Origin of the sequence: Klenkia sesuvii (assembly GCF_037083825.1) — a bacterium.
GTDB lineage: Bacteria > Actinomycetota > Actinomycetes > Mycobacteriales > Geodermatophilaceae > Klenkia > Klenkia sesuvii.
The window spans coordinates 98,179-114,039 of sequence record NZ_JBAPLU010000013.1; the positions used below are offsets into that span (position 1 = coordinate 98,179).

The following is a 15,861-nucleotide window of genomic DNA, read 5'->3' on the forward strand; positions in this document are numbered from 1 at the left end:
GCGCCCACCCGGGACGTCCGCCGTCCCGTGCCGGTCCCCGTGGTGCTGGTTGGACTCGTGCTCGATGGGTTGGTGCTCGACGGTGGCGCTAGGCGACCCGGTGCGCCCCGGGTGACGGGACGGCGACGAACGTGCGGTAGCTGCCACCCGCGGGCTGGACGGCGGCCGCCACCCGGTCGACGTCCGCGGCGTCCACCAGCACGACCGCGCTGCCGCCGAACCCGCCGCCCACCATCCGCGCCCCGTGCGCACCGTGCGCGAGCGCGGTCCCCACGACCGCGTCGAGTTCCGGCGTGGAGATCTCGAAGTCGTCGCGCAGGGAGACGTGCCCCGCGGTCAGCACGGGCCCGACGGCCCGCGGGTCGCCCCCACCGGTGAGCAGGCCGACCACCTCGAGCACGCGGGCGTTCTCGGTGACGATGTGCCGGGCGCGGCGACGCAGCACGTCGTCGGCCAGGCCCTCGACCGCGTCGGGCGTGGCGTCGCGCAGCGCCGGGACGCCCAGGGCGGCCGCGGCCGCCTCGCACTCGCGGCGCCGGTCCCCGTACCCGCCGTCGGCGTGGGAGTGGGCGTGCCCGGTGTCGACCACGAGCATGGCCAGGCCGGCCGCGGCCAGGTCCAGTGGCACCTGCCGCCGGCTGCGGTCGCGGGTGTCCAGGAACAGCGCGTGGCCGGCCTCGCACAGCAGCGAGGCCGACTGGTCGAGGATGCCGGTGGGCGCGCCCACGAAGTCGTTCTCCGCCCGCCGGGCGACGTCGACGAGCGCGTCGACCGGGAGGTCGGGGCGCAGCAGGTCGCGCAGGGCGAGGGCCACCGAGCAGGTCACCGCGGCCGACGAGGACAACCCGGCACCGGCGGGGACGTCGCCGTCGACGAGCACCGACAGCCCGCCCGGCAGGTCGAACTGCTCGGCGACGCCGGCGACGTACCCGGCCCAGCCGGCCGGGTGACCGGCCCGGACCTCGCTCATCGGCAGCTCGACGACCGAACCCGGCTGCTGCACGGACGCGATGCGGAGCAGGCCGTCGGTCCGCCGGGCCACCGACGCGAGCACGCGGTGCGGGAGGGCCATCGGCAGCACGAAGCCGTCGTTGTAGTCGGTGTGCTCGCCGATCACGTTGGCCCGGCCCGGGGCCAGCCACACGCCCTCGGGGGCGGTGTCGAAGACGTCCGCGAAACCGGTCACGGCAGGACCACCGCGCGCAGCGCCTCCGCGGCCCCCTCGGGCGAGGTGTCGGACACGAAGGCACCCATGCCCGACTCCGAGCCGGCGAGGTACTTCAGCTTGCCCGGCGCCCGGCGGAAGCTGAACAGCTGCAGGTGCAACCACCACTCGTCGCGGCCGTCGTGCACCGGGGCCTGGTTCCAGGACGAGATGTAGTTCATCGGCTCGTCGAAGCGGTGCGCGAAGCGGCCCAGCACGTCGAGGTAGATCTCGACGAACGCGTCGCGCTCGGCGTCGGTGAGCGCCGCGACGTCGGGCACCCGGCGGTGCGGGAACAGCTGCAGCTCGTAGGGCCAGCGTGCGGCGGCCGGCACGAACGCCGTCCAGTGCTCGTTGGCGCGGACCACCCGCGGACCCGAGCGCTCGGCGGCCAGGACGTCGGCGAAGAGGTCGCCCTCGTACGCGCCGACCTGGCCGAGGATCTTCTGCACGCGTGGGGCCAGGAACGGGTAGGCGTACACCTGCCCGTGCGGGTGCGACAGCGTCACCCCGATCTCCTCGCCGTGGTTCTCGAACAGGAACACCTGCTCCACGCCCGGGAGCGCCGACAACGCCTCGGTGCGGTGGGCCCACGCGTCGACGACCAGCCGGGCACGTCCACGCCCGAGGTCGGCGAAGGACCGGTGGTGGTCGCTGGTGAACACGATGACCTCGCAGCGCCCCTCGCCCGGGCGCAGCGCGACCAGCGGGTTGCCCTCGGCGTGCGCGGGGACGGCGCGGTCGACCTCGGTGGACAGCGACGGGAAGCGGTTCTCGAAGGCCGCGACCTCGTAGTCGGCCTCGGGGAGCTCGGTGGCCCGCTCGGGCGTCGACGGGCACAGCGGGCACTGGTCGGCCGGTGGCAGGAAGGTGCGGGTCTGCCGGTGCGCGGCGATGACCACCCACTCGCCCAGCAGCGGGTCGAAGCGGACCTGCGAGGCGGTCGCCACCGGTGGGAGATCCCGCGGGTCGACCGCCTCCCGCGCGGTGGGGACGCTGTCGAAGTAGACGACCTCGCGGCCGTCGGCGAGGTGACGCGTGGTGCTGATCACGATTGTGAACGTTAACAAATCCGTGGGTGGGCGACGGCACCCCGGCGCGCCGCGACGCCGGGGTGCCGCCGGCCCGCTCAGATGGTCTGCACGCTGCCGCTGTCGACGCGGTAGTTGCTGCCGTTGACGAAGCTGGCGCGCTCGGAGCAGAGGAACGCGATCACCGCGGCGACCTCCTCCACCCGGCCGCGTCGGCCCAGCTCCATGCCCGGCCGCTCCTCCTCCAGGAACGACTCGACCGCCTCGTCGAAGCTGGTGCCGTTCTCGTCGGCGCGCTTCTCCATCATCGTGTCGGTCATGGGCGAGGCGATGAACGCCGGCGACACCGCGTTCACCAGCACGCCGTCCGAGCCGTAGGTCTTGGACAGCCCCTTGACCAGGCTCAGGACGGCGGCCTTGGCGGCGCAGTAGGGCAGCTCGTCGACGTAGGGCTGGACGGCGTCCTCGCTGGCCAGCAGGACCAGCCGGCCCCACCCGGCCGAGCGCATGCCGTCGACGAAGGTGCGCACCACGCGCACGGCGGCGAAGAAGTCGATCTCGAGGGTGTCCCGCCAGCCCTGCTCGTCGATCTCGTGGAACAGGCCCTGCGCGCCGGTGACGCCGGCGGCGTGCACCACGATGGCCGGGTCGCCGATCGCCTCGGTGACCGCAGCACGGAGCCGTTCGACGTCGGCGGCGTCGGTCAGGTCGGCGGCTACCGCGGTGACGTCACCGGTCAGGCCCGCCGCGGCCTCGTCGAGGGGTCCCTGCTCCTGGTCGGTGATCACCACCCGGACGCCCTCGGCCAGCAGCAGCCGGGCGGTCTCCAGTCCGATGCCGGAGTCGGCTCCGGTGACGAGGGCGGTGCGTCCGGCGATGCCGAGGTCCATGCGTGCTCCTAGCGTCGGAGCACCCGGGGTTGGATGCGTCCGGGGGACGTGGTCCCCCGGACGCCGGGAGCTCAACCCCCGATCTCACCTCGTGGCCGCGACCTCCTGCTGGTACCGCTCGGTCATCGTGGCCACGGCCTCCAGCTGCTGGGCGGCGTAGTCCTCGCGCTTGCCGGCCGCCCGCTCCTTCGCGTCGAGGGTGGCCTGCGCGTGGGTGACCTGGCCGCCCTGGAAGTGCGGGAAGACGTGCTGGGCGATGAGCTCGTACGAGCGCTTCGTGGCCTCCGGGTTGGCCCACTCGTGCGCCAGCAGCAGCATGGCGCCGAAGCCGCCGGACTGGTCCCACAGCTTCTGCACCTGCCTGCGGGCGTCCTCCACGGTCCCGATGGCGCCGATGCCGGCGTCGTTGATGAAGTCGATCATCTCCTTGACGTCGCCGCCCTCGACCGCCATCTGCGGGAACGCGGCGGTCTTCTGGAAGTAGCGGAACCACTGCTCGATGCCGTGCTGCACGTCGGCGTAGGCCTGCTCGCGGGTCTCGGCGACGTGCATGAGCCCGACCAGCCGCCAGTCGGCCCGGGAGACGCTCTGTCCGTGGGCGGCGGCGCGCTCCTCGACGACGCCCCAGTGGTGGGCGAGGGCGTCGAAGCCGTCGGGGCTCAACGTGGCCCCGATCGACAGCAGACCGATGCCGTGCGTGCCGGCCTGGCGCGGCCCGGTGGGTGAGGCGACCGCGGCGACCGCGACGTCGAAGAGCGGCTCGCTGTAGGGCCGCAGGTGCAACCGGGCGTCGACGAGCGTGTGCGTGCGGGTGGTCGCGGTGACCGTCTCCCCGTGCAGCAGCCGCATGATGATGTCGAGGTTCTCGGCCAGCAGCTCGCGGGTGGCCGTGGGGTCCAGGCCCAGCATCATCGAGTCGGTGGGCAGCGAGCCCGGGCCGCACCCCAGCATCACCCGCCCACGGGTGAGGTGGTCCAGCAGCACCATGCGCTCGGCCACCCAGAGCGGGTTGTGGTAGCTGATCGAGGTGACCCCGGTGCCCAGCTTGATGCGCCGCGTGCGCTCGGCGGCGGCCGCGATGAAGATCTCGGGCGAGGCGATGATCTCGCTGCCGGCCGAGTGGTGCTCGCCGATCCAGGCCTCGTCGTAGTCGAGCCGGTCGAGGTGCGCGACCAGCTCGAGGTCGCGCTGCAGTGCGGTGGTGGGGTTCTCCCCTGCCGGGTGGAACGGGGCCAGGAAGATACCGAACCGGAGCCTGCTCATGGACGCCTCCGCGCTGAGGTGGGATGAGACCCCGATCACATCCCACCTGGAGCCCCCGGTCAACGCCCCCAGAACGCCGAGAGCCCCCCATCTGTGCAGGTGGGGGGCTCTCGAGGTGTAGCCCCGAAGGGATTCGAACCCTCGCTACCGCCGTGAGAGGGCGGCGTCCTGGGCCGCTAGACGACGGGGCCAGAACTTCAGTGCAGATCGTACAGGAGGAGGTGGAGCGTTCCTCGCTGGGGTACCAGGACTCGAACCTAGACTAACGGAACCAGAAACCGTCGGGCTGCCAATTACCCCATACCCCATGGGCTGTGCTGTTGTGCGGGCCTTGCGGCGCCGTCGAAGACAGTACCTGATGCCCCGGAGCCGTTCACGCACCCCCCTCGCGCGACCACCGCGCGTCGGGCTCCGGCGGGGCGGGGCGGGCGGTCACCGGTGGGAGCGGCGGAGCCGGCACCCAGGTGGGCGCCCAGGTCGGGGCATGCGTGAGGGCCTGCGTCGGCGCCGAGGACGGGGCCGAGACAGGCGGCCCGACCGGCCGCCGCAGGTCCACCGCCGGGCTGACCAGCTCTGGCCGCAGGCGCCGACGGGCGTGGGCGACGACCGCCACGTAGAGACCCATGACCAGCACGTCGAGCAGCGTCACGAACCACTGGATGCCCAGGACGGGGGTGGTGGTGGCCACGTCGCCGCCCAGCGCGCCGGCGAGGACGAACACCACCACGTTGTTGACCGCGTGCAGGACGATCGCCGCCTCGAGCCCGCCGGTGAGCCGGGTGACCCAGGAGGCGGCCAGGCCGAAGACGAAGCGGTCGAGGAAGGTGAGGACGTCGGGCGGGGCGTGCGCGGCGGAGAACAGCGCCGCGGTCAGCACGGCCGCGACCACTGCCCCGGTGCGCTCGGTGCGGAACCACGCGGCGACCGTCTGGCTGAGGTACCCGCGGAACACGAACTCCTCGGCGGCCGACTGCAGCGGGGTCGTGAGCAGCACGACGAGCAGCAGCCACACGTAGCTGCCGTCGGGCCCGGTGAGGCGGACCGGGCCGTCGGTGAGCGAGATTCCGATGGTGACGACGACGCCCACGCCGACGGTGGCCAGCGCCCGCCAGGTGAGGGGCACCAGCAGCCGGCGGCGCAGCTTCCCGGTCACCGAGGACGACCACCCCCGCCCCAGCCCGTGGGCGACCGCCCACGCGGCCCACACGATCGGGATGGCCACGATGAGCGACAGGTTGGTCATCAGCAGCACACCGGGGTCGGTCAGCTCGAGCAGGTCGGCAACGGGGACCACGCCGGTGAACGCGACCGCGACCACCACGACGACGGCGGCCACCGCGTACAGCACGGTGAACAGCAGCAGGCCCAGCAGCGGACGCCACCAGACCCAGTCGCGGGCCCGCATCAGCCAGGCGTAGGGCCGGGGCTCGTCGAAGGGCGGCACCCCGGGCGGGGTAACCGGGCGCCCGGCCGGCGGGCCCGCCACGGCCTGCGCGGACCACGGCGGACCGGTCTGTGACGGGCCGGGCAGCGGGAGCCCGGGCGGCGGGAGGCCGTGCAGCGGAGGTCCGGGCAGCGGAGGTCCGGGCAGCGGAGGTCCGGGCAGCGGCGGGCCGTGCAGCGGCGGGCCGGGTGCCGGCACCCAGGCACGCGGGACCAGGTCGCCCGAGCCCCACCGCCCGGTCGCCGGCGGACCCGCGTAGGCACCGACGCCGTCCCCGTCCGGGGCCCCGTCGGGTGCCCCGTCGACGCCCCCGTCGACGGACCCGTCGTGGACCCCTCCGCCCCGGGTCACGCGCCCGCGACCTGCCGGGCCCGGGCCAGCCGGGCCAGCGACGCCTCGCGCCCGAGCAGCTCCATGGACTCGTACAGCGGGGGGCTGACGGTGCGGCCGCTGATGGCCACCCGCACCGGGCCGAAGGCCTGGCGGGGCTTGCGGCCCAGCTCGTCGACCAGGGCCTGCCGCAGGGCGGCCTCGAGCGCCTCGGTCGTCCACTCCGGCAGCGCGGTGAGCGCCGCGGTGGCGGCGTCGAGCACCTCGACCGCGTCGGGGCCCGAGAGCTGCTTGGCGACCGCCACCTCGTCGAAGGCCACCTCGTCGACGAACAGGAAGCCCAGCAGTCCGACCGCCTCCGACAGGACGACCATGCGCTCCTGGGCCAGCGGCGCGATCGCGTCGAGGACCCGCTGCTGCTCCGGCGTCGGGGTGGCCTCGACCAGCCCGGCGTCGGCCAGGTAGGGCGTCACCCGGGTGACGAACTCCTCGACCGGCAGCGCACGCAGGTGGGTGGCGTTGATCGCCTCGGCCTTCTTCAGGTCGAAGCGGGCCGCATTCGGGCTGACCCGCCGGACGTCGAAGGCCTCGACCATCTCGGCGGGCGAGAACACGTCGCGGTCCTCGGCGATCGCCCAGCCCAGCAGCGCCAGGTAGTTGACCAGGCCCTCGGGCAGGAAGCCTCGCTCGCGGTAGAGGTCCAGGTTGGACGTCGGGTCGCGCTTGGACAGCTTCTTGTTGCCCTCCCCCATGACCAGCGGCAGGTGCCCGAAGCGGGGGGCGCCCTGCGCGAGGCCGACGTCGGTGAGCGCGGTGTAGAGCGCGAGCTGCCGAGGGGTGGAGGAGAGCAGGTCCTCCCCGCGCAGCACGTCGGTGATGCCCATGAGGGCGTCGTCGACCGGGTTGACCAGGGTGTACAGCGGCTGTCCACCGGCCCGGGCGAGCACGAAGTCGGGGACGGCGCCGGCGGCGAAGCTGACCTCACCGCGCACCAGGTCGTCCCAGGAGAGGTCGGTGTCGGGCATGCGCAGCCGCAGCACCGGCTGGCGGCCCTCGGCGCGGAACGCGGCCTTCTGTGCGTCGGTGGTCTCGCGGTCGGCGCCGTCGTACCCCTGCTTGGGGTCCTGCCCGGCAGCCACGCGACGGGCAGCGACCTCCTCGGGCGTGGAGAACGACTCGTAGGCGTGCCCGCCCTCGACGAGCTTGGCGAGCACGTCGCGGTAGATCTCCCCCCGCTCGGACTGCCGGTAGGGACCGTGCGGGCCGCCGACCTCGGGCCCCTCGTCCCACTCCAGGCCCAGCCAACGCAGGCTGTCGAGCAGGTGCCGGTAGGACTCCTCGGTGTTGCGCGCCTCGTCGGTGTCCTCGATGCGGAAGACGAACTGGCCACCGGTGTGCTTGGCGTAGGCCCAGTTGAACAGCGCGGCGCGCATGACGCCGACGTGCACCGTGCCCGTGGGCGAGGGGCAGAAGCGCGTGCGGACCGCGCCCGGGGTCACGGCGCTCATCGGGCGGTGGACGTCGTGTCCGCACCCGTGACGGAGTTGGTGAGCTCGCCCAGCCCCTCGATGGCGACGGTCACCGACCCCCCGGCACGCAGCGGGCCGACGCCGGCCGGGGTGCCGGTGAGCACGACGTCGCCGGGCAGCAGCGTCATCACCTGCGAGATGTAGGAGATCAGCGTCGGGATGCCGAACAGCAGCTGGCTGGTGCGCCCGTCCTGGCGCAGCTCGCCGTCGACGGTGCAGGTCACGCCGAGGTCGGAGGGGTCCTTGCCGATGCCGGGCAGGTCGGTCTCGATCCAGGGGCCGATCGGGCAGAAGGAGTCGAAGCCCTTCGCCCGGGTCCACTGGTTGTCGGCCCGCTGCATGTCGCGCTCGGTGACGTCGTTGCCGATCGTGTAGCCGAAGATGCTGGCCGCCGCCTGCTCCTCGGTGACGTGCCGGGCCCCACGGGCGCCGATCACGACGGCCAGCTCGGCCTCGTGGTGCACGTTGGTGCTGCCCGGCGGGATGCGGATCGCGTCACCGGGGCCGATCACCGAGGTGGAGGGCTTCAGGAAGATCAGCGGTTGCTCCGGCGCGTCACCCGTCTTCATCTCGGCGACGTGGTCGGCGTAGTTCTTGCCGACGCAGACCACCTTGCTGGGCAGGATGGGCGAGAGCAGCCGGACGTCGGCCGCGGCGTGCCGCTGACCGGTGAAGCTGATCTGGCCGAAGGGGTGGCCCTCGATCTGGGCGACCTGGCCGTCGCCGTCGAGGACGCCGAAGGACATGCCGGTGGGTGAGGCGTAACGGACGATGCGCACGGGTCGAGGCTACTGATGTGCGACCGGGCACGCGGCGGGCCATGATCGGGCGGCATGGCAGCCCGGATCACGTCGGTCGTCGTCAACTGCTCCGACCCCGCCGCGCTGGCCGGGTTCTGGGCCCGGGTGCTCGGCTGGGAGGTGCAGGACGCCGACGACGACCTCGTCACTTCGGCCCCGGCGTAGGGGCCCGCGGCGCGCGGAGCGTGTCGTGGGGGGCGCCGTGCACGCCGACGTCGGCCAGGGACCGATCACCGAGGACATGACCTGGTACGTGCTCGCCGACCCCGAGGGCAACGAGTTCTGCCTGCTGCGGTCGCGGGTCGACCCGCTCAGCGGCAGCTGACCGCGTAGGTGAGGGCGTCGACGAGGGCCAGCCACGAGGCCTCGACCACGTTCTCGTGCACCCCGACGGTGGTCCACTCCCCCGCCTTGTCCGCGGTGTCCACCAGCACCCGGGTGGTCGCAGACGTACCCCCGGTCCAGCCCAGGATGCGCACCTTGTAGTCGCTGAGGGCGACCTCGGCCAGCTGCGGCCACCGCCCCACCAGGGCGGCGCGCAGCGCGTTGTCCAGCGCGTTCACCGGGCCGTTGCCCTCCCCCACCGCCACGACCCGCTCGGTGCCGCCGTCGACGTCGGGCAGGGCCACCCGGACCACCGCCTCGCTGACCACCTCGCCGTCGGCGCGGTGCTCGACGGTGGTCCGCCAGCTCTCCAGCTCGAAGAGCGGGGCCGGGGCGGCCGGCAGCTCGCTGCGCAGCAGCAGCTCGAACGAGGCGTCGGCGGCCTCGTAGGACCAGCCCCGGGCCTCGCGCTCCTTGACCGCGGTCACCACGCGGCCGACGGCCTCGCCCTGCCCGGCGAGGTCGACGCCCAGCTCGCGGCCCTTGAGCTCGACCGAGGCCCGGCCGGCCATCTCGGTGACCAGGATGCGCATGTCGTTGCCGACGGCCGCGGGGTCGAGGTGGTTGTACAGCTCGGGGCTGACCTTGATGGCGCTGGCGTGCAGGCCGGCCTTGTGCGCGAACGCCGAGGCGCCGACGAAGGGCTGGTGGTCGTCGGGGGTCAGGTTGGCCAGCTCGGCGATCGCGTGGCTGACCCGGGTGAGCTCGGGCAGGCACTCCTCGGGCACGACGGGCAGGCCCATCTTGGTCACCAGGTTGCCGATCAGCGTGAAGGTGTTGGCGTTGCCGGCGCGCTCGCCGTAGCCGTTCGCCGTCCCCTGCACCTGGGTGACCCCGGCGTCGACCGCGGCGAGGGAGTTGGCGACCGCGCAGCCGGTGTCGTCCTGGCAGTGGATGCCCAGCTGCCCGCGCACCCGGGCGCGGACCTCGGTGACCACCCGGGTGATGCCCGCGGGCAGCATGCCGCCGTTGGTGTCGCACAGGACACCGACCTCGGCGCCGGCGTCGAACGCGGCCTGCAGGACGGCCACGCCGTGGTCGGGGTCGGCGGCGTAGCCGTCGAAGAAGTGCTCGCAGTCGACGAACACCCGCCGGCCGTGGCCGACCAGGAAGGCGACGGTGTCGGCGACCATCGCCCGGTTCTCCTCGGGCGTGGTGCGCAGGGCGTCGCGCACGTGCCGGGGGTCGCTCTTGGCCACCAGGCACACCACCGGGGCCTCCGACTCCAGCAGGGCGCGCACCTGGGCGTCGTCCTCGACCCGGGTGCCGGCCTTGCGGGTGGCACCGAAGGCGACCAGGACGGCGTGCCGCAGCTGCAGCTCGGTTCGGGCGCGGGCGAAGAACTCGGTGTCCTTGGGCAGGGCGCCCGGCCAGCCGCCCTCGATGTAGGAGACCCCGACGGAGTCCAGCAGCCGGGCGACGGCGAGCTTGTCGGCCACCGAGTAGGTGATGCCCTCGCGCTGGGCGCCGTCGCGCAGCGTGGTGTCGAAGACCTCTACACGGGTGGGGTTCACGGGGTGCTCCTCGCAGGACGGGTCCGGGCACAAAAAAACCTCCCGGGGTGCGGGAGGTCAGCGCGCAGTCGGGGACGACTGCGCGCTAGGTGATGATGATCGTGCCGGTGGTGTGCATCGCCGCCGATGATCGCACCCCGGCGCGGCGCCGGGCAAGCCACCCGCCGTCCGCGGGCTGCCGTCCCGGCGCTGCCCTTCCCAGCACTGCCCGTCCCGGCGCTGCCCGTTCCGGGCGCACCGCGACGCGCGTTGCGCGCGCAGGCGGTCGACCGCTCCGGGTGAGTCGCGTGGGCGCGCACCGGGGCGGCGGGTGCGCGAACCTGCGGCGGGCCGGGGCTGGACAGCAGCGTGGGCGCGCACCCGGGAGACGGGTGCGCGCCCACACGGCCGCTGCGCCGACCCCCGCGAGGCCGGCCGGCGGATCAGCCGCCGGCGAGGGCGGCCAGGCGGTCGCCCACCTCGGCGGTGCGCACCGGCTGCGCCGCGTCCCGGGTGGACAGGTCGAAGGCGACCGCGGCGTTGACCTTGCGGGCCTGCTCGGTACGACCCAGGTGGTCCAGCAGCAGACCGACCGACAGCACGGTGGCGGTGGGGTCGGCCTTGCCCTGGCCCGCGATGTCGGGCGCCGAGCCGTGCACCGGCTCGAACATCGAGGGGTTCGTGCCCGAGGCGTCGATGTTGCCGCTGGCGGCCAGGCCGATGCCCCCGGTGACGGCGGCGGCGATGTCGCTGATGATGTCGCCGAACAGGTTGTCGGTGACGATCACGTCGTAGCGGCCGGGGTCGGTGACGAAGAACATCGACGCCGCGTCGACGTGCTGGTAGGCCACGCTGATCTCGGGGAACTCGGTGGAGACCTCCTCGACCGTGCGCGACCAGAGCGAGCCGGCGTGGGTGAGCACGTTGGTCTTGTGCACCAGGGTGAGGTGCTTGCGCGGGCGGGTCACGGCCTTCTCGAAGGCGTAGCGCACGACCCGCTCGACGCCGAAGGCGGTGTTCAGGCTGACCTCGGTGGCCAGCTCGTGCGGGGTGTCGCGGCGCAGCACTCCCCCGTTGCCCACGTAGGGCCCCTCGGTGCCCTCGCGCACGCACACCATGTCCACCTCGCCGGGGGCGGCCAGCGGGCCGGTGACGCCGTCGTAGAGCTTGGCCGGGCGCAGGTTGACGTGGTGGTCGAGCTCGAAGCGCAGCTTGAGGAGCAGGCCGCGCTCGAGGATGCCGGAGGGCACCCCGGGGTCGCCGACCGCGCCGAGCAGGATCGCGTCGTGCCCGCGCAGCTCGTCGAGCACGCTGTCGGGCAGCAGCTCGCCGGTGCGCTGCCAGCGGGCCGCGCCCAGGTCGTAGTGGGTGGCCGCCACGTCGGGGGCGACCTCGCCCAGGACCTTGAGGCCCTCGGCGACCACCTCGGGGCCGATGCCGTCTCCAGGGATCACTGCCAGGCGCATGGGACGAGAGGTTAGTGCCCCGCCCCCGGCCCACCGGCACCCGGACGCACCGGCACCCCCCGCAGGTGGTGCGTCGCGGGGGGTGCCGGCGTGCCGTGCGGTGATCAGCCCGCGGGTGCCCCCTCAGGGGCGTCCGAGGCCGGGGGTGCCGGGGGCTCGGTCACCTGCTGGTCCGGCGGCGTCGTCGGCTCCACCGGGGTGGTGTCCGCCGGCGGCGCCGTCGTCCCGGTCGAGGTCGCGTCGGCCCCGGCGCCGGGGGCGACCGGCACCGACTGGTACCGGCCGGCCGCGCCCGAGTTCTGGTGCAGCACGACCATCGCACCCTTGTCGCCGCCGACCGCGGTGTCCGCGGCGTAGGAGGCCGCGTCCTGGGTGACGGCCAGCTGCGTGCCGTCGGTCGCCGGCACCACCAGCGCGGTCTCGCCGTCGCTGGTGAACGACAGGCCCGGCGCGGTCGGGTCGAAGCTCATCGCCTGTTGCGCGAGCTCCACCTGACCGGTGGCCGAGGTGACCGTGCCGACGTCGTCGACGGTGCCGGTGTAGCTGGTCGACTGGACGCCGAACGTGATGCGTCCGGTGACCTCGGGCAGGGCCGACAGCGGCACGCCGAACACCTTGACGTCGGAGTCGAACACGTTGGTGTCGACCAGGCCGTCGTAGAGGTTCAGCGGGGCCACGTAGGGCTCACCACCGGGTCCGACCAGGTTGCCGTCGCGGTCGGCGACGACCACCAGCGGCAGGTCGTAGTCGGTGATGCTGGTCGTGGTGACCAGGTAGTCCCAGACGCCGTCCCCGGTCGCGTCCAGCACGATGCTGGTCGAGATCGGCGCGAGCGGCGTGGTCTCCGTGCCGTGCGAGGCGACCGCGAAGTACAGCCCGGCGTCGCGGTACTGCCGGGCGTCGGAGGCCACACCCACCGCGGCCAGGTCGACCGAGCGCTCGAGCTCGCTCTTGTAGCAGGTGCTGGCCGGCTCACCCGCGCACTTCGGCATCTCGGGGCTGGTGCCCAGCTGCTCGAACCCGCTCACCAGGGAGGTGTAGCTCGTGGGGTCGAACAGGTCGCCGTTGGCCACGCCCTCGCCGGTGAGGGTGAGGGTGAGGGTGGACCCGTCCTCGGACGGCGACGCCTGCAGGGTCGACGCCGGTTTCGGGTTGGCGTGCACCGGCACCCGCAGCACCTCGCCCCGGTTGTTGGTCGGGGCGAGGACGACGCGGCCGCTGGCCTCGCCGAGGAACTGCCGGCCGTCGTCGGTGACCACGGTCGGGTCGGCCACCTTGAGCAGCTGGTCCTGGGTGGCGGTCATCGTGACGGTGACCGTGCGGCTCTGGCCCGGGGGCACGGTGAGCCGCTGCGCGGACAGCGCGTACTGCACACCGGGCTGGTCGACCAGGGCGTCGTAGCTGACCCGGTAGACCGCGGCGCGGCCGCCCTTGTTGGCGACGGTGATGGTCTTGGTCGCGCTGACCTGCTCCTGGTCGACCTCGACGACGCCGAAGGACGCCGTCACCACGCCCGAGCCGGCCTCGGCGTAGGCGAGCACCTCGTTGCGCAGCGCGGCAGCCGCGTCGATGCGGCCGGCCCCGACCCGGTTGGGCCCGTACCGGTCACCGGTCTGCCCCGGCCCGGTGTAGAGGTCGTGGGTCGCGGTGTTCATGAGGTCGGCCTTGACCTCCTCGGTGGTCCACTCCGGGTGCGCCGCGCGGACCAGCGCGGTGACGCCGGCGGTCACCGGGGTGGCCATCGAGGTGCCCGACAGGCTCGCGCCGCCGGAACCCTGCCCGACACCGGCCGAGAACAGCGTGACACCGGGGGCGGTGACGTCGGGCTTGGCGCCGTCCTCCTGGCGCACGCCCCGCGAGGAGAACGAGGCCAGCAGGTCGACCTGCTCGGGGTCGGTGTAGGTCGAGGCGTCCTTCAGGCTCGGCCCGAAGGTGACGGTGACGGACTGCCCGCCGGCGACGGCGTCGCGCAGGGCGGCCCCGTCGGTGGCCGGCACGAGGATGCCCGGGATGGCCGCGACACCGGTGATGCCGGTCTCGAGCAGGTCGTCGTCACCGATGATGAGGAAGCCGGTCGCGCCGGCGTCCGTGGCGTTGGTGCCCTTCGCCACCGAGCCGCAGGTGAACCCGTCGGCCTCGATCAACAGGATGCGCCCGTCGGCGTACCCGGCCGGGAGCGGCGCGCAGGCCGACTCGTTGCCAGCCGGCGGGAGCAGCAGGTCGCCGGTGACGTCGGGCTCGGTGGCCCCGGCCTCGTCGACGTCGCTGTAGGCGATCGACCGCAGGCCCGGCCGGGTGCCGTCGACCAGGCCGGCGGGCGCGGTCACCTGCCAGCCGTCGAAGACGCCGTAGCCGTCGTTGCTGGCCGCGACGCCGATGCCGCGCGGGGCGTTGCCCGGCGAGCCGCCGATGTCGTAGCTGTCCCCGGCGTTGCCCGCGGCCAGGACGGTGAGCATGCCCAGCTGCATCGCCCGGTCGATGGCCAGGGAGTCGGCGTCGTCGGCCAGGCCGTAGTCCGAGCCCAGCGACAGGTTGACCACGTCGAGGTGGTCGCTGGGGTCGCCGTCGGAGTTGGGGTCCAGCGCCCACTCGATGGCCTGCATGGTGACGTCGGTCGAGCCGTCGCAGCCGAAGACCTTGAGCGCGTAGAGGTCGGCCTCGGGCGCCATGCCGGGCCCGATGCGCAGGTCGCCCGGCACGCCGTCGGTGTAGCCGCCTCGGTAGGTGCTGCCGTCGGCGTTCACCCCGTAGCCGGCCGAGGTGCCCGCGACGTGGGTGCCGTGGCCGTTGCAGTCCAGCGGGTTGGGGTCGGGCATGGCGACCGGCTGGTAGCTCGGGCTGGTGGGGTCGGCGTCGTAGCTGTCGCCGACGAAGTCGTAGCCGCCGACCACCTTGGCGTTCGGGAAGACGCCGGCGGGGGCGGGCTGGGCCTCGTAGGACTGCAGCGTGTCGAACTGGTCGACGCTGCCGCTGCCGCCGAAGTCGGTGTGGGTGTAGTCGATGCCGGTGTCGATGATGCCGATCGAGACGCCGGCGCCGGTGTTGCCGAGGTCCTGCCATGCCTGCACGGCCTGCACGACCGACGCGGCGCCGGTGTTGCTCACCTGCTTGGGGGTGATGGGGTGCACGGCCACGACGTCGGGCAGCGCGACGAGCGCGTCGTAGTCGGCGGCGTCGGCCCGGACGGCCACCCCCGAGAGCACCGTGGACGTCGTGTAGAGCACCTCGGCGGCCGGCACCGCGGCCGGGACCTCGGCGGCGACCTGTGCGGCGGCGGCCTCCGCGGCCGGTTGGGCCTGGGCGGCCGCAGCCCCGGCAGCGGCCTCCCCGCCGGGCAGCGCCTGCGTGTAGACCTCCGAGGTCGACGGGGTCGCCGTCTCCACGAAGAAGGACGCCGGCCCGCTCGCCGGCAGGCCCGCCGGACGGTCGCCCGCCAGCCGAGCGGACACCTGGTCCTGCACCTGGCGGAGCTGGTCGGGGCTGAGCGAGACCGGGTCCTGGCCGGCTCGTGCCGCGACGTCGGCCGGGGCGGCCGACGCGAGGCCGGCACCCCCGGTCATGGTCAGGGCCGCCGCGACCGCGACGATCCCGCCCCGGGCGAGGACGCGGTGGCGTCCCTGCCCGGGGGTGGTGGTGGTCCTGGAGAGCACGTGCACCCCTGTTCGACGTTGCCTGCTGGGAGGGACTTCTCGGGCGGACCGGTGCCGGGTCCCCGCCTGCACGACCAGCACCGGAGGGGTTCCACGGTGGTCGTGAGCCAGGCTCAGGAGAATGACCCGTTCGGCCGTACGTCGACGGTCCGCCCGGCGCGAGTGGACGCAGGCGTGACCCGGGGTTACACGAAAAACCTCGGTCGGCGCCGTCCGGCCCGGCCGGTGAGCCGAACGGCCGAGTGCCGCAGGGCCGGACGCCGAGTGCAGCAGCGTTCAACGACCTCACCTGGCGACGAGCTGACCGCCCCCGAGGAACCCACTGGGCCCCGACGACGACGCGGCGCCCCCCCCCCCGGGGGGGTCGGCGCCCCGGC

General features: G+C 73.8%; 12 protein-coding genes and 2 tRNA genes. 2 read left to right on the plus strand and 12 right to left on the minus strand.

The features are described 5' to 3' along the window. Positions 1–88: 88 nt before the first annotated feature. The 9 genes from galK to TEK04_RS13850 form a co-directional block, all read right to left on the minus strand. The gene (gene galK, locus TEK04_RS13810; protein WP_336404924.1) at positions 89–1,186 is read right to left on the minus strand and encodes a galactokinase; all 1,098 of its coding nucleotides are present in this window, start codon (positions 1,184–1,186) and stop codon (positions 89–91) included. Next, positions 1,183–2,256: a galactose-1-phosphate uridylyltransferase gene (galT, locus tag TEK04_RS13815; protein WP_336404925.1), complete on the minus strand. Its 1,074-nt coding sequence runs from the start codon at positions 2,254–2,256 to the stop codon at positions 1,183–1,185. The genes galK and galT overlap by 4 nt, the downstream gene beginning before the upstream one ends. Positions 2,257–2,333: 77 nt before the next feature. Then, on the minus strand, positions 2,334–3,125 hold the full coding sequence (locus TEK04_RS13820) for an SDR family NAD(P)-dependent oxidoreductase (protein WP_336404926.1): 792 nt from the start codon (positions 3,123–3,125) through the stop codon (positions 2,334–2,336). A gap of 84 nt (positions 3,126–3,209) precedes the next feature. Then, positions 3,210–4,388: an LLM class flavin-dependent oxidoreductase gene (locus tag TEK04_RS13825; protein ID WP_336404927.1), complete on the minus strand. Its 1,179-nt coding sequence runs from the start codon at positions 4,386–4,388 to the stop codon at positions 3,210–3,212. A gap of 118 nt (positions 4,389–4,506) precedes the next feature. Then, a tRNA-Glu gene (locus tag TEK04_RS13830) sits at positions 4,507–4,579 on the minus strand. Positions 4,580–4,624: 45 nt separating this feature from the next. Next, positions 4,625–4,696: transfer RNA gene (locus tag TEK04_RS13835), tRNA-Gln, on the minus strand. A gap of 65 nt (positions 4,697–4,761) precedes the next feature. Continuing rightward, positions 4,762–5,832 carry a CPBP family intramembrane glutamic endopeptidase gene (locus TEK04_RS13840; RefSeq protein ID WP_336404928.1) on the minus strand — a complete coding sequence of 357 codons (1,071 nt, stop codon included), beginning with the start codon at positions 5,830–5,832 and terminating at the stop codon, positions 4,762–4,764. Positions 5,833–6,179: 347 nt separating this feature from the next. Further along, on the minus strand, positions 6,180–7,670 hold the full coding sequence (gene gltX, locus TEK04_RS13845) for a glutamate--tRNA ligase (protein WP_336404929.1): 1,491 nt from the start codon (positions 7,668–7,670) through the stop codon (positions 6,180–6,182). Continuing rightward, positions 7,667–8,470 carry a fumarylacetoacetate hydrolase family protein gene (locus tag TEK04_RS13850; RefSeq protein ID WP_336404930.1) on the minus strand — a complete coding sequence of 268 codons (804 nt, stop codon included), beginning with the start codon at positions 8,468–8,470 and terminating at the stop codon, positions 7,667–7,669. Before TEK04_RS13850 ends, gltX begins: the two co-directional genes overlap by 4 nt. Before the next feature lie 54 nt (positions 8,471–8,524). Between TEK04_RS13850 and TEK04_RS13855 the strand changes: the two genes are divergently transcribed. Both TEK04_RS13855 and TEK04_RS13860 read left to right on the plus strand, forming a co-directional pair. Beyond that, complete coding sequence (locus tag TEK04_RS13855; RefSeq protein ID WP_336404931.1) at positions 8,525–8,656, plus strand: VOC family protein; 132 nt, start codon at positions 8,525–8,527, stop codon at positions 8,654–8,656. Positions 8,657–8,681: 25 nt separating this feature from the next. After that, positions 8,682–8,816: a VOC family protein gene (locus TEK04_RS13860; RefSeq protein WP_336404932.1), complete on the plus strand. Its 135-nt coding sequence runs from the start codon at positions 8,682–8,684 to the stop codon at positions 8,814–8,816. Here TEK04_RS13860 and cimA read toward each other — a convergent pair. From cimA to TEK04_RS13875, 3 genes are all read right to left on the minus strand, one after another. Beyond that, entirely contained in the window at positions 8,803–10,389 is a 1,587-nt protein-coding gene (gene cimA / locus TEK04_RS13865) for a citramalate synthase (protein ID WP_336404933.1), read from the minus strand. The two genes, TEK04_RS13860 and cimA, sit on opposite strands and share 14 nt — an antisense overlap. A 422-nt stretch (positions 10,390–10,811) precedes the next feature. After that, positions 10,812–11,834: a 3-isopropylmalate dehydrogenase gene (locus TEK04_RS13870; RefSeq protein ID WP_336404934.1), complete on the minus strand. Its 1,023-nt coding sequence runs from the start codon at positions 11,832–11,834 to the stop codon at positions 10,812–10,814. A gap of 104 nt (positions 11,835–11,938) precedes the next feature. Then, on the minus strand, positions 11,939–15,484 hold the full coding sequence (locus tag TEK04_RS13875) for a S8 family serine peptidase (protein WP_336404935.1): 3,546 nt from the start codon (positions 15,482–15,484) through the stop codon (positions 11,939–11,941). Positions 15,485–15,861 lie beyond the last annotated feature (377 nt).